The 19,582-nt window shown below is 62.2% G+C and carries 25 protein-coding genes; 24 read left to right on the top strand and 1 reads right to left on the bottom strand.

Going from position 1 to position 19,582, the window contains the following annotated elements; genetic code table 11:
• Positions 1–47 precede the first annotated feature (47 nt).
• Positions 48–4,223, top strand: coding sequence for a DNA-directed RNA polymerase subunit beta' (gene rpoC, locus VB618_RS18075; protein WP_329798136.1), 4,176 nt, complete (start codon positions 48–50; stop codon positions 4,221–4,223).
• 63 nt (positions 4,224–4,286) lie between these two features.
• Here the strand turns inward: rpoC and VB618_RS18070 are convergent, their stop codons facing one another.
• The gene (locus VB618_RS18070; protein WP_329798135.1) at positions 4,287–5,945 is read right to left on the bottom strand and encodes a glycosyltransferase family 4 protein; all 1,659 of its coding nucleotides are present in this window, start codon (positions 5,943–5,945) and stop codon (positions 4,287–4,289) included.
• A gap of 452 nt (positions 5,946–6,397) precedes the next feature.
• Here VB618_RS18070 and rpsL point away from each other — a divergent pair, with 452 nt between their 5' ends.
• The 23 genes from rpsL to rpsE all read left to right on the top strand — a co-directional run bounded on the left by rpsL (position 6,398) and on the right by rpsE (position 19,573).
• Positions 6,398–6,769: a 30S ribosomal protein S12 gene (gene rpsL / locus VB618_RS18065; RefSeq protein ID WP_009764294.1), complete on the top strand. Its 372-nt coding sequence runs from the start codon at positions 6,398–6,400 to the stop codon at positions 6,767–6,769.
• Between the two features lie 33 nt (positions 6,770–6,802).
• A complete protein-coding gene (gene rpsG, locus VB618_RS18060) occupies positions 6,803–7,273 on the top strand; it encodes a 30S ribosomal protein S7 (protein ID WP_329798134.1) in 471 nt (156 codons plus the stop codon).
• A 19-nt stretch (positions 7,274–7,292) separates the two neighbouring features.
• Positions 7,293–9,368, top strand: coding sequence for an elongation factor G (gene fusA, locus VB618_RS18055; RefSeq protein ID WP_329798133.1), 2,076 nt, complete (start codon positions 7,293–7,295; stop codon positions 9,366–9,368).
• A gap of 44 nt (positions 9,369–9,412) precedes the next feature.
• Positions 9,413–10,603, top strand: coding sequence for an elongation factor Tu (tuf, locus tag VB618_RS18050; protein WP_329798131.1), 1,191 nt, complete (start codon positions 9,413–9,415; stop codon positions 10,601–10,603).
• Positions 10,604–10,671: 68 nt separating this feature from the next.
• Positions 10,672–10,980, top strand: a complete 309-nt coding sequence (gene rpsJ / locus VB618_RS18045) for a 30S ribosomal protein S10 (RefSeq protein ID WP_009764298.1) — start codon at positions 10,672–10,674, stop codon at positions 10,978–10,980.
• A 47-nt stretch (positions 10,981–11,027) separates the two neighbouring features.
• On the top strand, positions 11,028–11,756 hold the full coding sequence (gene rplC / locus VB618_RS18040; protein WP_329798130.1) for a 50S ribosomal protein L3: 729 nt from the start codon (positions 11,028–11,030) through the stop codon (positions 11,754–11,756).
• Entirely contained in the window at positions 11,756–12,376 is a 621-nt protein-coding gene (gene rplD, locus VB618_RS18035) for a 50S ribosomal protein L4 (protein ID WP_329798128.1), read from the top strand. Before rplC ends, rplD begins: the two co-directional genes overlap by 1 nt.
• Positions 12,373–12,669, top strand: coding sequence for a 50S ribosomal protein L23 (locus VB618_RS18030; protein WP_329798127.1), 297 nt, complete (start codon positions 12,373–12,375; stop codon positions 12,667–12,669). The genes rplD and VB618_RS18030 overlap by 4 nt, the downstream gene beginning before the upstream one ends.
• A gap of 20 nt (positions 12,670–12,689) precedes the next feature.
• Complete coding sequence (gene rplB / locus VB618_RS18025) at positions 12,690–13,526, top strand: 50S ribosomal protein L2 (RefSeq protein WP_329798126.1); 837 nt, start codon at positions 12,690–12,692, stop codon at positions 13,524–13,526.
• A gap of 15 nt (positions 13,527–13,541) precedes the next feature.
• The gene (rpsS, locus tag VB618_RS18020; protein ID WP_329798125.1) at positions 13,542–13,820 is read left to right on the top strand and encodes a 30S ribosomal protein S19; all 279 of its coding nucleotides are present in this window, start codon (positions 13,542–13,544) and stop codon (positions 13,818–13,820) included.
• A 1-nt stretch (position 13,821) separates the two neighbouring features.
• Positions 13,822–14,202 (top strand): 50S ribosomal protein L22, encoded by a 381-nt coding sequence (rplV, locus tag VB618_RS18015; protein ID WP_329798124.1) that lies wholly within the window; start codon positions 13,822–13,824, stop codon positions 14,200–14,202.
• Between the two features lie 11 nt (positions 14,203–14,213).
• Positions 14,214–14,918, top strand: coding sequence for a 30S ribosomal protein S3 (gene rpsC, locus VB618_RS18010; protein ID WP_036352970.1), 705 nt, complete (start codon positions 14,214–14,216; stop codon positions 14,916–14,918).
• 24 nt (positions 14,919–14,942) lie between these two features.
• On the top strand, positions 14,943–15,356 hold the full coding sequence (rplP, locus tag VB618_RS18005) for a 50S ribosomal protein L16 (RefSeq protein WP_036352973.1): 414 nt from the start codon (positions 14,943–14,945) through the stop codon (positions 15,354–15,356).
• 12 nt (positions 15,357–15,368) lie between these two features.
• Positions 15,369–15,581: a 50S ribosomal protein L29 gene (rpmC, locus tag VB618_RS18000; protein ID WP_329798122.1), complete on the top strand. Its 213-nt coding sequence runs from the start codon at positions 15,369–15,371 to the stop codon at positions 15,579–15,581.
• A gap of 11 nt (positions 15,582–15,592) precedes the next feature.
• Positions 15,593–15,832: a 30S ribosomal protein S17 gene (gene rpsQ, locus VB618_RS17995; protein ID WP_329798121.1), complete on the top strand. Its 240-nt coding sequence runs from the start codon at positions 15,593–15,595 to the stop codon at positions 15,830–15,832.
• Between the two features lie 163 nt (positions 15,833–15,995).
• Positions 15,996–16,364: a 50S ribosomal protein L14 gene (gene rplN, locus VB618_RS17990; protein WP_009764309.1), complete on the top strand. Its 369-nt coding sequence runs from the start codon at positions 15,996–15,998 to the stop codon at positions 16,362–16,364.
• On the top strand, positions 16,364–16,681 hold the full coding sequence (gene rplX, locus VB618_RS17985) for a 50S ribosomal protein L24 (protein WP_329798120.1): 318 nt from the start codon (positions 16,364–16,366) through the stop codon (positions 16,679–16,681). Before rplN ends, rplX begins: the two co-directional genes overlap by 1 nt.
• The gene (gene rplE / locus VB618_RS17980) at positions 16,674–17,240 is read left to right on the top strand and encodes a 50S ribosomal protein L5 (protein ID WP_329798119.1); all 567 of its coding nucleotides are present in this window, start codon (positions 16,674–16,676) and stop codon (positions 17,238–17,240) included. The genes rplX and rplE overlap by 8 nt, the downstream gene beginning before the upstream one ends.
• 39 nt (positions 17,241–17,279) lie before the next feature.
• On the top strand, positions 17,280–17,585 hold the full coding sequence (gene rpsN / locus VB618_RS17975; RefSeq protein WP_329798118.1) for a 30S ribosomal protein S14: 306 nt from the start codon (positions 17,280–17,282) through the stop codon (positions 17,583–17,585).
• 13 nt (positions 17,586–17,598) lie between these two features.
• Positions 17,599–17,994 (top strand): 30S ribosomal protein S8, encoded by a 396-nt coding sequence (gene rpsH / locus VB618_RS17970; RefSeq protein ID WP_329798117.1) that lies wholly within the window; start codon positions 17,599–17,601, stop codon positions 17,992–17,994.
• Between the two features lie 36 nt (positions 17,995–18,030).
• On the top strand, positions 18,031–18,564 hold the full coding sequence (gene rplF / locus VB618_RS17965) for a 50S ribosomal protein L6 (protein WP_329798116.1): 534 nt from the start codon (positions 18,031–18,033) through the stop codon (positions 18,562–18,564).
• Positions 18,565–18,576: 12 nt separating this feature from the next.
• A complete protein-coding gene (gene rplR / locus VB618_RS17960) occupies positions 18,577–18,939 on the top strand; it encodes a 50S ribosomal protein L18 (protein ID WP_190846512.1) in 363 nt (120 codons plus the stop codon).
• A 64-nt stretch (positions 18,940–19,003) separates the two neighbouring features.
• Positions 19,004–19,573 (top strand): 30S ribosomal protein S5, encoded by a 570-nt coding sequence (rpsE, locus tag VB618_RS17955; RefSeq protein ID WP_099511403.1) that lies wholly within the window; start codon positions 19,004–19,006, stop codon positions 19,571–19,573.
• The last annotated feature ends 9 nt before the right edge of the window (positions 19,574–19,582 follow it).

Raw genomic sequence — 19,582 nt, 5'->3', positions numbered from 1 at the left:
TGCCGGTGAGGGTGCTTATCTAGCGCCCTCCAGCCCAGGAGACGGCGATGAATCAAGAGGTCATGAATCTCTTCAACCAGACGGCCCAGCCGCAGAGCTTCGATCAGATCAAAATCTCGATCGCGAGCCCTGAGAAGATTCTGTCCTGGTCCTACGGCGAGATCAAGAAGCCGGAGACCATCAACTACCGCACGTTCAAGCCCGAGCGCGACGGCTTGTTCTGCGCGCGCATCTTTGGCCCGATCAAGGACTACGAGTGCCTGTGCGGCAAGTACAAGCGCATGAAGTACAAGGGCGTGATCTGCGAGAAGTGTGGCGTCGAGGTGACGCTGGCCCGCGTCCGTCGCGACCGCATGGGCCACATCGAGCTCGCCGCGCCCGTCGCTCACATCTGGTTCCTCAAGTCCCTGCCGAGCCGCATCGGTCTGCTGCTCGACATGACCCTGAAGGATCTGGAGCGCATCCTCTATTTCGAGTCCTACATCGTCGTCGATGCGGGTCTGTCGCCGCTCAAGGACCGTCAGCTCCTCACTGAGGAGGAGTACATCCGCGCTCAGGACGAGTTCGGTGAAGACTCCTTCACGGCCATGATCGGCGCGGAAGCGATCCGCCGGATCCTGCAGGAGCTCGACCTCGAGAAGACCGCCCAGGAGATCCGCGAGGAGATCGCGGTCACCACGTCCGAGCTGAAGCCCAAGAAGCTCATGAAGCGCCTCAAGATCATCGAGGCCTTCGTCCAGTCGGGCAACAAGCCCGAGTGGATGATCATGACGGTCGTTCCGGTGATCCCGCCGGATCTGCGTCCGCTCGTGCCGCTGGATGGCGGCCGCTTCGCGACCTCGGATCTGAACGACCTCTACCGCCGCGTCATCAACCGCAACAACCGCCTGAAGCGGCTCATGGAGCTCCGCGCTCCGGACATCATCGTCCGCAACGAGAAGCGCATGCTGCAGGAGGCGGTCGACGCCCTGTTCGACAACGGCCGCCGCGGCCGCGTCATCACCGGCGCCAACAAGCGTCCGCTGAAGTCGCTCGCCGACATGCTGAAGGGCAAGCAGGGTCGCTTCCGCCAGAACCTGCTCGGCAAGCGCGTGGACTACTCGGGCCGTTCGGTCATCGTGGTGGGTCCCGAGCTCAAGCTGCACCAGTGTGGCCTGCCGAAGAAGATGGCGCTCGAACTCTTCAAGCCGTTCATTTACGCCAAGCTCGACGCGCGGGGTCTCTCCGCCACCGTCAAGCAGGCGAAGAAGCTCGTCGAGAAGGAGAAGCCCGAGGTTTGGGACATCCTGGACGAGGTCATCCGCGAGCATCCGGTTCTCCTGAACCGCGCTCCGACGCTGCACCGTCTGGGCATTCAGGCCTTCGAGCCCACCCTCATCGAGGGCAAGGCGATCCAGCTGCACCCGCTCGTCTGCGCCGCGTTCAACGCGGACTTCGACGGCGACCAGATGGCCGTCCACGTGCCGCTCTCGCTCGAGGCTCAGCTTGAAGCCCGCGTGCTGATGATGTCGACCAACAACATCCTGCACCCTGCCAACGGTCAGCCGATCATCGTGCCGTCGCAGGACATCGTTCTCGGCCTCTACTATCTCTCCATCGTCTCCGACGGTCAGCCCGGTCAGGGCAAGGCTTTCTCCGACATGGGCGAGATCGAGCACGCCTTGAACGAGAAGGTCATCACGCTCCACACCAAGATCCGCTACCGCTGGGAAGGCTTGGACGAGGACGGCAAGCCGGTGTCGAAGATCGTCGACACCACGGCCGGCCGCGTGATGCTCTCGCGCCTGCTGCCGAAGCACCCGATGCTCCCCTACGACGTCGTGAACAAGCTCATGACGAAGAAGGAGATTTCCAACATGATCGATGCCGTGTACCGGCACTGCGGTCAGAAGGAATCGGTGATCTTCTGCGATCGCATCATGGGTCTGGGTTTCTACAATGCGTTCAAGGCCGGCATCTCGTTCGGCAAGGACGACATGGTGATCCCGGAGAACAAGTGGGAGATCGTCGAGGAAACCCGTTCCCTCGCGAAGGACTACGAGCAGCAGTACCAGGACGGCCTCATCACCCAGGGCGAGAAGTACAACAAGGTTGTCGACGCCTGGGCGAAGTGCTCGGACCGCCTCGCTGCCGAGATGATGAACCGCATCTCCACGGTGCAGAAGGACGAGAACGGCCGCGACAAGCCGGTCAACTCGATCTACATGATGTCCCACTCCGGCGCTCGTGGTTCGCCGGCCCAGATGAAGCAGCTCGCGGCGATGCGCGGCCTCATGGCCAAGCCGTCGGGCGAGATCATCGAGACGCCGATCATCTCGAACTTCAAGGAAGGCCTCGACGTTCTCGAGTACTTCAACTCGACCCACGGCGCCCGCAAGGGCCTGGCCGATACCGCGCTCAAGACGGCGAACTCGGGTTATCTGACCCGCCGCCTCGTCGACGTGGCGCAGGATGCGGTCATCCGTGAGCCGGATTGCGGCACCGAGAAGGGCATCAAGATGCGTGCCATCATCGATGCCGGCCAGGTGGTCGCATCGCTGGCGTCCCGCATTCTGGGCCGCTCGACGGCAGAGGATCTGACGGCCCAGGACGGCTCAATCATCGTTCCGAAGGGCACGATGATTGAGGAGCATCACCTCGAGGCGATCGGCGCTGCCGGCATCCAAGAGGTGAAGATCCGCTCCGTGCTGGTCTGCGCGTCGAAGAACGGCGTCTGCGCCACTTGCTACGGCCGCGACCTGGCCCGGGGTACCCCGGTCAACCACGGCGAGGCTGTCGGCGTGATCGCGGCGCAGTCCATCGGCGAGCCGGGCACGCAGCTCACCATGCGTACCTTCCACATCGGTGGTGCGGCTCAGATCGCGGACTCGTCCTTCATCGAGTCGAGCTTCGAGGGCACGATCGGCTTCCGCAATAAGAACATTGCGCGCAACTCCGACGGCGATCTCGTCGTCATGGGCCGCAACGTGGCTGTTCTGGTCATCGGCTCAGACGGCGCTGAGCGGGCGGTTCACCGCCTGCAATACGGCTCCCGCCTGAAGGTGGACGAGGGCGACACGATCAAGCGTGGCCAGCGTATTGCCGAGTGGGATCCCTATTCCCGTCCGATCCTCACGGAGATCGACGGCACCGTGGGCTACGAGGACCTCGTGGACGGCGCCTCGATGATCGAGTCGATGGACGAGTCGACAGGCATCGCCAAGCGTGTGGTCATTGACTGGCGGGGTTCTCCGCGTACAGCAGACCTGCGTCCGGCAGTGGTCATCCAAGGCGCTGGCGGCAAGGTGGCCAAGGTCGCCCGTGGTGGCGACGCCCGTTACCTGCTGCCCGTGGATGCGATTCTCACGGCCGATCCGGGTTCGAAGGTCAAGGCCGGCGATATCCTCTCCCGTGTCTCGACCGAGAGCGCCAAGACCCGCGACATCACGGGCGGTCTGCCGCGCGTGGCGGAGCTGTTCGAGGCCCGTCGTCCGAAGGACGCGGCGATCATTGCGGAGAAGTCCGGCACGATCCAGTTCGGCCGCGACTACAAGAGCAAGCGTCGCCTGACGTTGAACCCGCACGATGGCTCCGAGCCGGTGGATTACCTGATCCCCAAGGGCAAGCACATCCACCTGCAGGACAATGACGTGGTCGAGGTCGGCGACTTCATCGTCGACGGCAACCCGGCTCCGCACGACATTCTTGCGATCAAGGGTGTCGAGGAGCTGGCAGCCTACCTCGTGAACGAGATCCAGGAGGTCTACCGTCTCCAGGGCGTGCTCATCAACGATAAGCACATCGAGGTGATCGTTCGCCAGATGCTGCAGAAGGTCGAGATCACCGATGGCGGCGACTCCGAGCTGCTCACCGGCGAGCAGGTGGATCGTCTCGAGCTTGAGGAGATCAACGAGCGTCTTGTGTCCGAGAAGAAGAAGCCCGCCGTCGGCGTGCCGGTTCTGCTCGGTATCACCAAGGCCTCGCTGCAGACCCGCTCCTTCATCTCTGCGGCGTCCTTCCAGGAGACCACTCGCGTCCTCACCGAGGCAGCGGTCAATGGCAAGGTCGATACCCTTGAGGGCCTCAAGGAGAACGTCATCGTCGGCAGCCTGATCCCGGCCGGCACGGGCGCGCTCACCGCTCAGATCAAGGCAGTCGCGACCCATCGCGACGAGTTGATCCTGCAGCAGAAGCGTTCCGAGTCCCAGGCTAAGGTGAGCGAGCTGCCTCCAGCGGCCGAATAAGCTGCGAAAACATGACAAGAATGAAAAGGCCGCCTTCGGGCGGCCTTTTTCGTGGGTGCTTGCTTAAGAACGCTCGCCTCTGGGAGTGAGCGTAAGCAGGCCGAGCTTCGCCAGCCATAGGAGGGCTCTGACGGTCAGGGCCGGCGAGGCGCTCTGGTGCGCGGCAAGGATATCCCGGACCGTCGTGCCCTGGCTGCCTGCCAGCTTCCACACCGCAAGAAGGAACGCGGAGGAGATATCCGGCGACGCATTTACCAGGGCTACTCTCAGGCTCAGCCGCTCCAGCACCTCGGCCTCATCGATCTCGGCTGCTTGCGAAACAATGTGTTGGCTGGAGAAGGGGAGCGAAGGGAAGCTGGCGAAGAGATCGAACGGATCGGGTCGAGCCGGCCAGAAACCGCGCATGGCCTCAGGGGAGGGTGCTGCCTGCCCGGCATTCCTCAGTGTGGCGAGTTCCTGCCACAACTCCTCATACGCCTTGATGATAACTTTCCAATCGAAGCACTCCCTTGCACGGGTCGCCCCGTTTGCGCCCATGCGGCGGCGCAGGTCCGGATCGGCCGCGAGACGCTCGAACGCAGCAGCCGTGGCTTCCACGTCCACGGCTACGGCAGTCGATGTCTGGCCGATATAGGAATCGTAACTGTCGACCTCGAGGGCATGCCGCGTGGCCAGATGCTGCCCCGCTCCCGGTGGGGCAGCCATGGTTGGTACGGCGAATCCGTCGATGCCGTTTCTGACGGTATCCTTGTATCCGTCCCAGTCCGTCACCACCACCGGCAGCCCGGCCGCCATGGCTTCGATGGGGGTGAGACCAAAGGTCTCCTGAATGTTGTCGGAGAGGGAGCAGAATACGTCTGCCGCCGCCCAGGCCGTGTCCCGGATGTCATTGATGCGGCCGTCGAGCACGATTGATCGCACAGATGGGCAAAGCTTGGCCCTTGCTTCCGAGAAGGCCTGAGCGATCTGATCGTTGGCCGTCCAGCCGCATTCGATCAGGACGATACGATGATTGCGGGTCAGGCGCTCCAAGGCCAGGTACATGGGAGCCGGATTCGCCTTGGCATGGAAGGACAGGCGCCCGAGGAACAGGACGACGAACTCACCCGGTTCGACCCCAAGGGATGAGCGTGCCTCGTCCCTGCGCTCTGAGCGTCGAGTTTGGGCTTCACAGTCCACGCCAAGGGGAATCACCGGAAGTTGCGGCCTGACGAAGCGGGTGGCGCCGAGGCGCCGCGATAGATGATCCTCTTGGCGAGCGAACAGCATCTCGATGACCGCACGGGAGGCTGTCGATGTGCAGATGATCGCATCCCAGGGCTGCACCGCAGCCGTAAGGAGCGAGGTGAGCCCATCCATAGCCCGCGCGGAGGAGAGGGTGTGGTTCACCCCGCACAGGCTCCAGGACCTGGGCCCATTAAGCTCCCGCTGCCACGTTTGCGCTGCGTTGATCGGGCTTGGCGTAAAGAGACAGCCCACCTGCCTGAGCGCGCCCGCCTTGGCCGTCACGATGTAGCGCGGCGAACTCTCCGGGCGGAAGTTCTTGACAAAGCTGCAGAATTCACCGCCGAGCTTTGCATTTCCCACATACCCGACGGGAGTATCATTGGACGAATGTCGGGCAAAGGCCGAGAGGAAGCCATGACCGGCGAAGTGACGGCCCATTGGCTTCCCATGGGTCACATCATAGGCCTCGGTCTCAAAGTGAATTGCCGCCGTCACTATCCGCCCCTCTTCTCAACTGCTACTTCATAACCTTGTGCCGAGCGGGAAGAAACCCGTATAGAACACACAGCACCGGCCGCATCCCGTCATTTGGGAGCGCCTTTCTAGAACGTTACCGAAAAGTGTTGACTTTGCGCGACTCGGGCGCTAGAGAAACCGGACTTTCCGGCTGGCCGTAGGTTTTCGCCAGTCGAGGCGCCTAGCTTCGACGGATGCCACCTAAACGCTGCCGAACTCAACCTTGACTGACACTCGTCAGATTTAGGGCACGACCGCGGTCATAAGATCGTGGTCCTCTGCAATCGCACCGCGCCAGGGGCTTACCCAAGTCAATGGCGTGGCTTCGTTTTGTGCAACCTGAAAAGGTCCGCAGAAGCGAAGGGCGGCGTTCAACCGTTGAAGACACATTCATGGCCACCTGTCGGGTGGCCGGTCAAAGAGGGCACAGGATGCCAACGATCTCTCAGCTGATCCGCAAGCCGCGGACTGCGCAAAAGAGCCGGAATAAGGTTCCCGCGCTTGAGGCCTGCCCGCAGAAGCGTGGCGTGTGCACGCGCGTTTATACGACGACCCCGAAGAAGCCGAACTCGGCTCTCCGTAAGGTCGCCAAGGTTCGTCTGACGAACGGGTTCGAAGTCATCGGGTACATCCCGGGTGAAGGTCACAACCTTCAAGAGCACTCCGTGGTCATGATCCGCGGTGGTCGCGTGAAGGACCTTCCGGGTGTCCGCTATCACATCCTCCGCGGTGTCCTCGACACCCAGGGCGTGAAGAATCGTAAGCAGCGTCGTTCGAAGTACGGCGCGAAGCGGCCGAAGTAAGCCGTCAACTGTATTTGAGGTCGGAGCTAGCTCATGTCCCGCCGCCATAGCGCCGAAAAGCGTGAGATCATCCCGGACGCCAAGTTCGGCGATATCATCGTCACCAAGTTCATGAATTCCATCATGTACGACGGAAAGAAGTCCTCTGCCGAGAGCATCGTCTACGGTGCGTTCGACAGCATCGAAAGCCGCGCCAAGGCGAACCCGCTCGAGGTCTTCAAGCAGGCCCTCGACAACGTCGCTCCGGCGATCGAAGTTCGCTCCCGCCGCGTCGGTGGTGCCACCTACCAGGTCCCGGTCGAGGTTCGTACCGAGCGCCGTCAGGCTCTCGCGATCCGCTGGATCATTCAGGCCGCCCGCGGCCGCAACGACAAGACCATGATCGAGCGTCTCTCCGCCGAGCTGCTCGATGCCTCGAACAACCGCGGCAATGCCGTGAAGAAGCGCGAAGACACCCACCGTATGGCGGAAGCCAACCGTGCGTTCTCGCATTACCGCTGGTAAAGGTCTGAGGAGCTGAGTGATGCCCCGCACGCACGCGATTGAGGACTACCGCAACTTCGGCATCATGGCCCACATCGATGCCGGAAAGACCACGACGACTGAGCGCATCCTGTACTACACCGGTAAGTCCCACAAAATCGGTGAAGTGCACGAAGGCGCCGCGACGATGGACTGGATGGAGCAGGAGCAGGAGCGTGGCATCACGATCACGTCCGCTGCCACAACCTGCTTCTGGAACGACAAGCGCCTGAACATCATCGACACCCCCGGCCACGTCGACTTCACCATTGAAGTCGAGCGTTCGCTGCGCGTTCTCGACGGTGCCGTCTGCGTTCTCGACGGCAACCAGGGTGTTGAGCCCCAGACCGAGACCGTTTGGCGTCAGGCCGACAAGTACGACGTTCCGCGTGTCGTGTTCGTCAACAAGATGGACAAGACCGGCGCGAACTTCTTCAACTGCGTCGCCGACATCATCAAGCGCGTGGCCGGCAAGCCCGTCTGCCTTCAGATCCCGATCGGAGCGGAGAGCGATTTCCGCGGCATGGTCGATCTGATCAAGATGAAGGCCCTTGTCTGGTCCGGCGAGGCGCTCGGTGCCAACTTTGACGAAGTCGAGATCCCGGATGACCTGAAGGATCAGGCTGCCGAGTATCGCGCCAAGCTCGTCGAAGCTGCTGTCGAGATGGATGATGATGCCTTGGCCGCTTATCTCGACGGCCAGGAGCCGGACGATGCGACCCTGCGCCGCCTGATCCGTACGGCCGTGCAGCGTCGTGCCTTCCACCCGGTGCTCTGCGGTTCCGCGTTCAAGAACAAGGGCGTTCAGCCCCTGCTCGACGCCGTCGTGGACTTCCTGCCGTCCCCGGCAGACCGTGAGGCTATCCAGGGCATCGACTTCAAGACCGAAGAGCCGACGATCCGCAGGCCGACCGACGAGGAAGGCTTCTCCATGCTCGCCTTCAAGATCATGGACGATCCCTTCGTTGGTACGATCACCTTCTGCCGCGTCTATTCCGGCAAGGTGAATTCTGGCGACACGATGCTCAACTCTTCCCGCGACAAGAAAGAGCGCGTCGGCCGCATGCTCCTGATGCATGCGAACAACCGCGAGGACATCAAGGAAGCCTATGCGGGCGACATCGTCGCTCTCGCGGGCCTCAAGGAAGTCCGCACCGGCGACACGCTGTGCGACCCGAACAAGGCCGTGATCCTGGAGCGCATGGAGTTCCCGGAGCCGGTGATCGAGATCGCCATCGAGCCGAAGTCGAAGGCCGACCAGGAGAAGCTGGGCCTTGCCCTGGCGAAGCTGGCCGCCGAGGACCCGTCCTTCCGCGTCTCCACCGACCAGGAGTCGGGTCAGACGATCCTGAAGGGCATGGGCGAGCTTCACCTCGACATCAAGGTCGACATTCTCCGTCGTACCTACAAGGTCGATGCGAATATCGGTGCTCCGCAGGTCGCCTATCGTGAGACCGTCACGAAGAAGGCCGAGATCGACTACACCCACAAGAAGCAGACCGGCGGTACGGGCCAGTTCGCCCGCGTCAAGATCGTCGTTCAGCCGAACGAGCAGGGCGCAGGCTTTGCCTTCGATTCGAAGATTGTCGGTGGTTCGGTGCCCAAGGAGTACATCCCGGGCGTCGAAAAGGGCCTGCAGTCGGTTGTGGGTGCTGGCGTCGTTGCCGGCTTCCCGGTGGTCGACCTCAAGGTCGAGCTCATCGACGGTGCCTTCCACGAAGTCGACTCGTCGGCTCTCGCCTTCGAAATCGCCTCCCGTGCGGCTCTCCGTGAAGCTCTCCAGAAGGGTGGCTCGGTTCTGCTCGAGCCGGTGATGAAGGTCGAAGTCACGACCCCCGAGGACTACACGGGTTCCGTGATCGGCGATCTGAACTCCCGGCGTGGTCAGATCCAGGGTCAGGACATGCGCGGCAACGCCGTGGTCATCAACGCGATGGTCCCGCTCGCCAACATGTTCGGCTACGTGAACACTCTGCGCGGCATGAGCCAGGGGCGTGCGAGCTACACCATGCAGTTCGACCACTACGAGCAGGTGCCGTCGAACGTGGCTGCCGAGGTTCAGGCGAAGTACGCCTGAACCCACTAAGCGAAATTTGAACGATCAAAGGAACGGGTGCCACGATGGCGAAGGAAAAGTTTCAGCGGAACAAGCCGCACTGCAACATTGGGACGATTGGTCACGTGGACCATGGCAAGACGTCTCTGACGGCGGCGATCACGAAGGTTCTGGCGGAGTCGGGCGGGGCGACGTTTACGGCGTACGACCAGATCGACAAGGCGCCGGAAGAGAAGGCGCGCGGCATCACGATCTCCACGGCACACGTGGAGTACGAGACGGTCAACCGGCACTATGCCCACGTGGACTGCCCCGGCCACGCCGACTACGTGAAGAACATGATCACGGGTGCGGCCCAGATGGACGGCGCGATCCTGGTGGTGTCCTCGGCCGACGGCCCGATGCCGCAGACCCGCGAGCACATCCTGCTGGCCCGCCAGGTGGGCGTGCCTGCTCTCGTGGTGTTCATGAACAAGGTCGACATGGTCGACGACGCCGAGCTGCTCGACCTGGTCGAGCTCGAGGTGCGCGAGCTTCTGTCGAAGTACGACTTCCCGGGCGACGACATCCCGATCGTGAAGGGCTCGGCTCTTTGCGCTCTGGAGGATCGCCAGCCTGAGATCGGCCGCGAGGCTGTGCTTAAGCTGATGGCCGAGGTGGATGCCTACATTCCGCAGCCGGAGCGTCCGATCGACCTGCCGTTCCTGATGCCGATTGAGGACGTGTTCTCGATCTCGGGCCGCGGCACGGTGGTGACGGGTCGCGTCGAGCGCGGCATCGTGAAGGTCGGTGAGGAAGTTGAGATCGTGGGCCTGAAGGCCACGGTCAAGACGACGGTCACGGGCGTCGAGATGTTCCGCAAGCTGCTCGATCAGGGCCAGGCGGGCGACAACGTGGGCGTTCTGCTGCGCGGCACGAAGCGCGAGGACGTGGAGCGCGGCCAGGTGCTGTGCAAGCCGGGCTCGATCAAGCCGCACACGAAGTTCAAGGCCGAGGCCTACATCCTGACGAAGGAAGAGGGCGGCCGTCATACGCCGTTCTTCGGCAACTACCGTCCGCAGTTCTACTTCCGCACGACGGACGTGACGGGCGTGGTGACGCTGCCTGAGGGCACCGAGATGGTGATGCCGGGCGACAACATCACCATGGAGGTGACGCTGATTGCGCCGATCGCCATGGAGGAGAAGCTGCGCTTCGCCATCCGTGAGGGCGGCCGCACCGTCGGCGCCGGCGTCGTCGCCGCCGTAATGGATTGATAGATAGAGGATCAAAGGACGGCGGCCGGGTTACGGCTCGGTCGCTTCCCTTGTTGAATGGATAAGCCATGAACGGTCAAAACATTCGTATTCGCCTTAAGGCGTTCGACCATCGGATCCTCGACGCTTCGACACGGGAAATCGTGTCGACAGCGAAGCGGACCGGCGCTCAGGTTCGCGGGCCCATCCCGCTGCCGACGCGCATCGAGCGCTTTACGGTTCTTCGCTCGCCGCACATCGACAAGAAGTCGCGCGAGCAGTTCGAGATGCGCACTCACAAGCGTGTTCTCGATATCGTGGACCCCACCCCGCAGACGGTTGATGCCCTTATGAAGCTCGATCTCGCTGCTGGTGTGGACGTGGAAATCAAGCTCTGAGCCGTTGGGCTTGGAGCTTTCGGTAGACACGCCGAGAGGATACGCACATGCGCTCAGGCGTCATTGCACAGAAACTCGGGATGACCCGCATCTTCACGGATGCCGGCGAACACATCCCCGTCACGGTTCTGAAGGTCGACAGCTGCCAGGTTGTCGCCCACCGGACCAAGGAAAAGAACGGCTATACCGCGCTGCAGGTCGGCGTCGGTAAGGCCAAGGTTAAGAACGTTTCGAAGGCCGAGCGCGGCAACTTTGCCATCGCCAAGGTCGAACCGAAGCGCAAGCTCGCGGAGTTCCGCGTCTCCGAGGATGCTGTCATCCCGGTCGGCGCCGAGATCACCGCTGATCACTTCATTGCCGGTCAGTTCGTGGACGTCACGGGCATCACCACCGGTAAGGGCTTCGCCGGCGGCATGAAGCGCTGGAACTTCGGCGGACTGCGCGCCACGCACGGCGTGTCGGTCTCCCACCGCTCGATCGGTTCGACCGGTGGCCGCCAGGATCCGGGCAAGACGTTCAAGAACAAGAAGATGCCGGGTCACCTGGGTGCCGAGCGCGTTACGACGCAGAACCTGCGCGTGGTGTCGACCGACGTCGAGCGCGGTCTGATCCTCGTCGAAGGCGCCGTTCCCGGCGTTGCCGGCGGCTGGATCTTCGTCCGCGACGCGGTGAAGCGTAAGTTGCCTGCAGAAGTGCCGATGCCCGGTTCGTTCCGCACGGCCAACGATGCTGCGCCGGCCGCACAGGCTGAGCAGGCCCAAGAGGAGAATGCGTGATGAAACTAGATATCACCACGCTTGAGGGCAACACCACTGGTTCGGTTGACCTGAACGAGGCGATCTTCGGCCTCGAGCCGCGCGCCGATCTTCTGGCCCGTTGCGTCCGCTGGCAGCTCGCAAAGCGCCAGGCCGGCACTCACGCCGTGAAGAACCGTTCGCTCGTCGATCGGACCAGGAAGAAGATCTACAAGCAGAAGGGCACAGGCAGCGCCCGCCACGGCGCCGCGAGCGCTCCCCAGTTCCGGGGCGGCGGTCGTGCCTTCGGCCCTCAGGTCCGCAGCCATGCGCACGACCTGCCCAAGAAGGTTCGCGCCCTCGCTTTGAGGCACGCGCTCTCGTCCAAGGCCAAGGGCGCTTCGCTCATCGTGATCGACGATGTGACGCTGTCCGAGCCGAAGACGAAAGCTCTCGTCGAGCGCTTCGGCAAGCTCGGCCTCGGCAACGCCCTGATCATCGGCGGCGCTGAGATCGAGACGAACTTCCAGCGGGCTGCTCGCAACATCCCGAACATCGACGTCCTGCCGGTGCAGGGCATCAACGTCTATGACATCCTGCGTCGCGAGAAGCTCGTTCTCACGAAGGCGGCTGTCGATGCGCTGGAGGCGCGCTTCAAATGAGCCTGGACCCGCGCCATTACGATGTAATCGTGAGCCCGGTCATTACCGAGAAGGCCACGGCCCTGTCCGAACAGAACAAGGTCGTCTTCAAGGTTCGACTGGATGCGACGAAGCCGCAGATCAAGGAAGCGGTTGAGAAGCTGTTCGATGTCAAGGTGAAGAGCGTCAATACGATCCTCACCAAGGGCAAAGTGAAGATGTTCCGCGGCACCCGCGGCCAGCGGTCGGACGTGAAGAAGGCGGTTGTAACCCTCGCTGAGGGCCAGGCCATCGACATCACGACGGGCCTCTGATCGGTTGAGAGAGTGATCCGATGGCTTTGAAAACATTCAAACCAATCACCCCCGGCCTACGCCAGCTGGTGATTGTGGACCGCAGCGAGCTCTATAAGGGCAAGCCGGTCAAGAAGCTGACGGAGGGCAAGAGCTCCTCCGGCGGCCGTAACAACATGGGTCGCATAACCGTCCGCTTCCGTGGCGGTGGTCACAAGCGCACCCTGCGCCTGGTCGACTTCAAGCGTCGCGCCCGTATGGGCGATGTGGCGACCGTGGAGCGGATCGAGTACGATCCGAACCGCACCGCCTTCATCGCACTCATTGGCTACGCTGACGGCGAGCAAGCCTACATCCTGGCTCCGCAGCGTCTGGCTGTCGGCGATAAGGTGTCGGCTGGCGAGCAGGTCGACATCAAGCCGGGCAACGCGATGCCGATCGGCAACATGCCGGTGGGAACGATCATCCACAATGTGGAGCTGAAGGTCGGCAAGGGTGGCGCACTCGCCCGCTCCGCCGGCACCTACGCCCAGATCGTGGGTCGTGACCAGGGCTACGTGACGGTCCGCCTGAACTCCGGCGAGCAGCGTCTGGTCCATGGCCAGTGCTTCGCCAGTGTCGGGGCGGTGTCGAACCCGGACCACATGAACACCTCGATCGGTAAGGCTGGTCGTAACCGCTGGCTTGGCAAGCGTCCGCACAACCGCGGCGTTTCCATGAACCCGATCGACCACCCGCACGGTGGTGGTGAGGGCCGTACCTCCGGTGGTCGCCATCCGGTGTCCCCATGGGGCGTTCCGACCAAGGGCAAGAAAACCCGTTCGAACAAGCGGACCGACAAGTTTATCGTGTCGAGCCGTCACGCTCGGAAGAAGTAAGGATAGAGGCACGTCATGGCACGTTCGCTTTGGAAGGGTCCGTTCGTCGACGGCTACCTCCTCAAGAAGGCCGAGGCTGCCCGTTCCTCGGGCCGCAACGAGGTTATCAAGATCTGGAGCCGCCGCTCCACGATCCTCCCGCAGTTTGTGGGCCTCACGTTCGGGGTCTACAACGGTCAGAAGCACATTCCCGTCAACGTGAGCGAGGAAATGGTGGGTCACAAGTTCGGCGAGTTCTCGCCGACCCGCACCTTCCACGGCCACGCGTCGGACAAGAAGGCGAAGAGGAAGTAAGATGGGTAAGGCCGCGACTCCTCGCGCACTGAGCGACACAGAGGCACAAGCCGTCGCTCGCATGCTGCGCGTCAGCCCCCAGAAGCTCAATCTTGTTGCGGCCCTTATCCGCGGCAAGAAGGTTTCTGCGGCTCTCGCCGATCTCGAGTTCTCCCGCAAGCGCATCGCTCGCGAAGTAAAGAAGTGCCTCGAGAGCGCCATTGCCAACGCCGAGAACAACCACAACCTCGATGTGGACGATCTCGTCGTCAGCCAAGCCTTCGTCGGCAAGGCGCTTGTCATGAAGCGCTTCCACGCCCGGGCCCGTGGCCGGGGTGCTCGTATCGAAAAGCCGTTCTCGAACCTCACGATCGTGGTTCGGGAAGTTGCCGAACAGGCATAAAGGAGAACCAGATGGGTCAGAAAGTTAACCCGATCGGTCTTCGGCTCGGCATCAACCGGACCTGGGACTCGCGCTGGTTCGCCGGCAAGGGCGAGTACGCCAAGCTGATGCACGAGGATATGGCGATCCGCGAAGCTCTCATGAAGCAGCTGAAGCAGGCCGCCGTTTCGAAGATTGTTATCGAGCGTCCGCACAAGAAGTGCCGCGTCACCATCCACTCGGGTCGCCCGGGCGTGGTGATCGGCAAGAAGGGTGCAGACATCGAGAAACTCCGCAAGCTCGTCGCCAAGATGACCGACGCGGATGTGGCGATCAACATCGTCGAAGTCCGCAAGCCGGAAGTCGACGCGACGCTGGTGGCCGATTCCATCGCCCAGCAGCTCGAGCGCCGCGTTGCGTTCCGCCGCGCCATGAAGCGCGCCGTTCAGTCGGCGATGCGTCTGGGCGCCGAGGGCATCCGTATCAACTGCTCGGGCCGTCTGGGTGGCGCTGAAATCGCCCGCCTCGAATGGTACCGCGAGGGCCGCGTTCCGCTGCACACCCTGCGTGCGGATGTGGATTACGGGACGTCCACGGCTTTCACGACCTATGGCACCTGCGGCATCAAGGTCTGGATCTTCAAGGGCGAAATCCTTGAGCACGATCCGATGGCCCAGGACAAGCGGATGAACGACGAAGGAGGCCGCTCCGGTGGCCGCCGCGAGCAAGCGGCGTAACCGAGAGGTCAGGAGAGGTTTGCCATGTTGCAACCGAAGAAAACCAAGTTCCGTAAGCAGTTCAAGGGCCGCATTTCCGGCACTGCGAAGGGCGGCACGGACCTCAACTTCGGCCAGTTCGGCCTGAAGGCGATGGAACCCGAGCGTGTGAACGCTCGCCAGATCGAGGCGGCTCGCCGCGCCATCACCCGCGCTATGAAGCGCGCGGGCCGGGTGTGGATCCGCATCTTCCCGGACGTGCCGGTGTCGTCGAAGCCGACCGAAGTGCGTATGGGTAAGGGTAAGGGCGCTCCCGAGTTCTGGGCGGCCAAGGTGAAGCCTGGCCGTATCATGTTCGAGATCGACGGCGTGCCGGAGGATATCGCTCGTGAGGCTCTGCGCCTCGGCGCTGCGAAGCTTCCGATCAAGACGCGCTTCATCCAGCGCATTGCTGAGTAAGGGGAGAGAATCATGAAGACCAAGCAGAGATTCTCCGACCTCAAGGCAATGTCCGCTGACCAACTGTCGGATGAGTTGCTGAACCTGAAGAAGGAGCAATTCAACCTCCGGTTCCAGCGCGCCACCGGCCAGCTCGAGAACACCGGACGCGTTCGTGAGGTCCGCAGGGACGTCGCCCGCGTCAAGACGCTTCAGCGCCAGAAGGCTGCTGGGGCGAAGGCTTAAAGGGGATCAAGATGCCAAAGCGCGTTTTGCAGGGCGTCGTTGTCAGCGACAAGCAGGACAAGACGGTTGTCGTGAAGGTGGAGCGTCGTTTTACGCACCCGGTCATGAAGAAGACCGTGCGTAAGACGAAAAACTACCACGCTCATGACGAGAACAACACAGCCAAGGTGGGCGACCAGGTCTTCATCGAAGAGACCAAGCCGCTCTCCAAACTCAAGACCTGGGTGCTCGTCGACCAAGCGAAGGCTTAAAAGGCTTTCTTTTGGGGTTGTCCGATAGGGGCGGTTCGTGTATACGACCGCCTCTCTCGACATTTGAAGGGCAGGGGACAGTAGATCCCCGTCAGGCGTAGTCCGGGGGGCAATCGTGCCTTGGCCCGGAAACCTGTCTGAAACAAAGGAAAGGATCAAAGCCATGATCCAGATGCAGACGAATCTTGACGTCGCCGACAATTCCGGCGCCCGTCGCGTGATGTGCATCAAGGTTCTCGGCGGTTCGAAGCGTAAGTACGCTTCCGTGGGCGATATCATCGTCGTATCCGTGAAAGAAGCTATCCCGCGCGGTCGCGTGAAGAAGGGCGACGTCATGAAGGCGGTTGTCGTTCGCACCGCTAAGGACATCCGTCGCGCTGACGGTTCGGTCATCCGTTTCGACCGAAATGCTGCCGTTCTGATCAACAATCAGAAGGAGCCGGTCGGCACCCGTATCTTCGGCCCCGTTCCCCGTGAACTGCGTGCCAAGAACCACATGAAAATCATTTCGCTTGCGCCGGAGGTGCTCTAATGGCCGCGAAGATCAAGAAGGGTGACAAGGTTGTCGTCCTGACCGGTCGCGACAAGGGCAAGACCGGTGAAGTTGTCCAGGTGCTTCCGAAGGAAGAGCGCGCGTTCGTCCGCGGCGTGAACGTCGTGAAGCGTCACCAGCGCCAGACGGCAAACCAGGAAGCTGGCATCATCTCGAAAGAGGCTGCCATCCATCTGTCGAACCTGGCCTACGCAGACCCGAAGGACGGCAAGCCGACCCGGGTTGGTTTCAAAGTTCTCGAAGACGGCCGCAAGGTCCGTTTCGCCAAGCGTTCGGGGGACCTGATCGATGGCTAAGGCTCAGGTGGACGGCTATACGCCGCGGATGAAGAAGCACTACGAGGAAGTGGTGCGTCCGAAGCTCATTGAAGAATTTGGCTACAAGAACCCCATGGAAGTTCCGACGATCGAGAAGATCGTTCTGAACATGGGCGTTGGCGAGTCGACCGCTGACTCGAAGAAGGCTACGGTCGCTGCTGCCGATCTCGCTCTCATCGCCGGCCAGAAGCCGGTGATCACGAAGGCCCGTAAGGCAATCTCGCAGTTCAAGGTCCGCGAGGGCATGCCGATCGGTGCCAAGGTTACGCTGCGCAAGGCTCGCATGTACGAGTTCCTTGACCGCTTCGTGACCATCGCGCTCCCGCGCGTCCGCGACTTCCGGGGCCTGAACCCGAAGTCGTTCGACGGCCGCGGCAACTACGCAATGGGTATCAAGGAGCACCTCGTGTTCCCTGAGATCAATTACGACAGGGTCGAGCAGGTTTGGGGCATGGACGTCATCATCACCACTACGGCGAAGACTGACGACGAAGCCCGTGCCCTGCTGCGTCACTTCAACTTCCCGTTCCGGCAGTGAGGATAACTGTCCTCAAACGCGGACACTGGAGATAAAAGCATGGCTAAGAAAAGCGCTATTGAGAAGAACAAGCATCGTCGTGAGCTGGTGAAGAAGTTCGCCGGCCGTCGCGAGCGCCTCCTGGCGGTCGCCAATGACGAGTCGAAGTCCATGGAGGAGCGCTTCGAGGCGCGCCTCAAGCTGGCCGAGCTGCCGCGCAACGCGAGCCCGACCCGCATTCGCAACCGTTGCGAGATCACGGGCCGTCCCCGCGCTTACTATCGCAAGCTCGGCATGTCTCGTATCGCTATGCGCGAGCTCGGCAACAAGGGCCTGATCCCAGGCCTCGTGAAGTCCAGCTGGTAAGGGAGGGCATCATATGATCAACGATCCGTTGGGCGATATGCTCACCCGTATCCGTAACGCGCAGATGCGCCGTCGCGGTACCGTCTCGACCCCTGGCTCGAGGCTGCGCGCTCGCGTTCTCGAAGTCCTCAAGTCCGAGGGCTACATCCGCGACTATTCGCAGACGGAGTTCGGCAATGGCCGGACCGAGTTCTCGATTGAGCTGAAGTACTATGACGGCCAGCCGGTGATCCGCTCAATCGAGCGCGTCTCCAAGCCGGGCCGCCGCGTGTATGCTTCCGTCGACACCATGCCTCGCGTGGCCGACGGTCTGGGCATCACCATTCTCTCGACGCCCCAGGGCGTGATGGCCGATCACGAGGCCCGTGAGAAGAACGTGGGCGGCGAAGTGCTCTGCAAGGTCTTCTAAGGCTAGGCACCCGCACAGAACCACGGAGATTCGAAAATGTCCCGAGTAGGCAAGAAACCCGTTTCGGTTCCGTCAGGTGTGACGGCGACCGTCGACGGTCAGATGGTTAAGGTTAAGGGCTCGAAGGGCGAACTCTCGTTCCTCGTTCCCGAAGAAGTGTTGGTTGCTTTCGAAGACGGCGCCGTGTCGGTGAACCCGCGCGACGAGTCCAAGACAGCCCGCGCGAAGTGGGGCATGTCCCGCGCTCAGGTGGCGAACCTGGTCGAAGGCGTGTCCAAGGGCTTCGAGAAGCGCCTTGAGATCAACGGCGTCGGCTACAAGGCCGCCGTTGCGGGCAAGGTGCTGAAGCTGTCGCTGGGCTACAGCCACGACATCGACTACGCGATTCCGGCAGGCGTGACGATCACGACGCCGAAGCCGACCGAAATCGTCGTTGTTGGCATCGACAAGCAGGTCGTTGGTCAGACCGCCGCCGAGATCCGCGAGTACCGCGGTCCGGAGCCCTATAAGGGCAAGGGCGTCAAGTATGCCAACGAGTTCATCTTCCGCAAGGAAGGCAAGAAGAAGTAAGGACGACGTATCATGGCTGAGAAGAAAGGCGCTGAAGATCGCCGCAAGGCTCGTGTGCGCCGTGCGATCAAGAAAGCAGCGAACGGTCGTCCGCGTTTGTCGGTCTTCCGTTCGTCCAAGCAGATCTATGCCCAGATCATCGACGACGTGCGCGGCCATACGGTCGCTGCGGCTTCGACCCTCGAGACTGACCTGAAGGGCAAGCTCAAGACCGGCGCCACCGTGGATGCGGCGAAGGAAGTGGGCAAGCTCGTGGCTGAACGCGCGGTTGCTGCCGGCGTGAAGCAGGTCATCTTCGACCGTTCGGGCTACCTCTATCACGGTCGCGTCAAGGCCCTGGCCGACGCTGCCCGTGAAGGCGGTCTGGATTTCTAACGGCGGGTATATTCCAAGCAACCCTTAGCGAGCGGGCCCGCCGCCCGCGCAAGTGAGAGGTCTCATGGCTAGAGAACCAAGAGAACGTGCTGATCGCGAAGAGCGCGACAGCGAATTCGTGGACCGCCTGGTCCACATCAACCGCGTCGCCAAGGTGGTGAAGGGCGGTCGTCGCTTCGGCTTTGCTGCTCTCGTCGTCGTCGGCGACCAGAAGGGTCGCGTCGGCTTCGGTCATGGCAAGGCTCGTGAAGTGCCGGAAGCTATCCGCAAGGCCACGGACGCTGCCAAGCGCTCCATGATCCGCGTTGCGCTGCGCGAAGGCCGCACGCTCCATCACGACGTGAACGGCCGCCATGGCGCCGGCAAGGTCGTGCTTCGTGCTGCTCCCCAGGGTACCGGCATCATCGCCGGCGGCCCGATGCGCGCCGTCTTCGAGGTGGTGGGCATGCAGGACGTGGTCGCCAAGTCGCTCGGCTCGTCGAACCCGTACAACCTCGTCCGCGCGACCTTCGATGCGCTCAAGAACGAGGACAGCCCGCGTTCGGTCGCTGCTCGCCGTGGCCTGAAGGTCTCGACGCTGCAGGCTCGCCGCCGTGACGCAGACACCAGCGAAGCCGCTGGCGCTGAAGCGTAAGGGAGGCTT

The organism is Microvirga sp. CF3062, assembly GCF_036314045.1.
Taxonomy (GTDB): Bacteria; Pseudomonadota; Alphaproteobacteria; order Rhizobiales; family Beijerinckiaceae; genus Microvirga.
This window is presented reverse-complemented; position numbering and strand designations above follow the sequence as displayed.

Excerpts from the sequence above, each read along its gene's own strand:
- rpoC (WP_329798136.1), top strand. The coding sequence starts at position 48 with ATGAATCAAGAGGTCATGAATCTCTTCAACCAGACGGCCCAGCCGCAG.
- rpsL (WP_009764294.1), top strand. The coding sequence starts at position 6,398 with ATGCCAACGATCTCTCAGCTGATCCGCAAGCCGCGGACTGCGCAAAAG.
- rpsG (WP_329798134.1), top strand. The coding sequence starts at position 6,803 with ATGTCCCGCCGCCATAGCGCCGAAAAGCGTGAGATCATCCCGGACGCC.
- fusA (WP_329798133.1), top strand. The coding sequence starts at position 7,293 with ATGCCCCGCACGCACGCGATTGAGGACTACCGCAACTTCGGCATCATG.
- tuf (WP_329798131.1), top strand. The coding sequence starts at position 9,413 with ATGGCGAAGGAAAAGTTTCAGCGGAACAAGCCGCACTGCAACATTGGG.
- rpsJ (WP_009764298.1), top strand. The coding sequence starts at position 10,672 with ATGAACGGTCAAAACATTCGTATTCGCCTTAAGGCGTTCGACCATCGG.
- rplC (WP_329798130.1), top strand. The coding sequence starts at position 11,028 with ATGCGCTCAGGCGTCATTGCACAGAAACTCGGGATGACCCGCATCTTC.
- rplD (WP_329798128.1), top strand. The coding sequence starts at position 11,756 with ATGAAACTAGATATCACCACGCTTGAGGGCAACACCACTGGTTCGGTT.
- VB618_RS18030 (WP_329798127.1), top strand. The coding sequence starts at position 12,373 with ATGAGCCTGGACCCGCGCCATTACGATGTAATCGTGAGCCCGGTCATT.
- rplB (WP_329798126.1), top strand. The coding sequence starts at position 12,690 with ATGGCTTTGAAAACATTCAAACCAATCACCCCCGGCCTACGCCAGCTG.
- rpsS (WP_329798125.1), top strand. The coding sequence starts at position 13,542 with ATGGCACGTTCGCTTTGGAAGGGTCCGTTCGTCGACGGCTACCTCCTC.
- rplV (WP_329798124.1), top strand. The coding sequence starts at position 13,822 with ATGGGTAAGGCCGCGACTCCTCGCGCACTGAGCGACACAGAGGCACAA.
- rpsC (WP_036352970.1), top strand. The coding sequence starts at position 14,214 with ATGGGTCAGAAAGTTAACCCGATCGGTCTTCGGCTCGGCATCAACCGG.
- rplP (WP_036352973.1), top strand. The coding sequence starts at position 14,943 with ATGTTGCAACCGAAGAAAACCAAGTTCCGTAAGCAGTTCAAGGGCCGC.
- rpmC (WP_329798122.1), top strand. The coding sequence starts at position 15,369 with ATGAAGACCAAGCAGAGATTCTCCGACCTCAAGGCAATGTCCGCTGAC.
- rpsQ (WP_329798121.1), top strand. The coding sequence starts at position 15,593 with ATGCCAAAGCGCGTTTTGCAGGGCGTCGTTGTCAGCGACAAGCAGGAC.
- rplN (WP_009764309.1), top strand. The coding sequence starts at position 15,996 with ATGATCCAGATGCAGACGAATCTTGACGTCGCCGACAATTCCGGCGCC.
- rplX (WP_329798120.1), top strand. The coding sequence starts at position 16,364 with ATGGCCGCGAAGATCAAGAAGGGTGACAAGGTTGTCGTCCTGACCGGT.
- rplE (WP_329798119.1), top strand. The coding sequence starts at position 16,674 with ATGGCTAAGGCTCAGGTGGACGGCTATACGCCGCGGATGAAGAAGCAC.
- rpsN (WP_329798118.1), top strand. The coding sequence starts at position 17,280 with ATGGCTAAGAAAAGCGCTATTGAGAAGAACAAGCATCGTCGTGAGCTG.
- rpsH (WP_329798117.1), top strand. The coding sequence starts at position 17,599 with ATGATCAACGATCCGTTGGGCGATATGCTCACCCGTATCCGTAACGCG.
- rplF (WP_329798116.1), top strand. The coding sequence starts at position 18,031 with ATGTCCCGAGTAGGCAAGAAACCCGTTTCGGTTCCGTCAGGTGTGACG.
- rplR (WP_190846512.1), top strand. The coding sequence starts at position 18,577 with ATGGCTGAGAAGAAAGGCGCTGAAGATCGCCGCAAGGCTCGTGTGCGC.
- rpsE (WP_099511403.1), top strand. The coding sequence starts at position 19,004 with ATGGCTAGAGAACCAAGAGAACGTGCTGATCGCGAAGAGCGCGACAGC.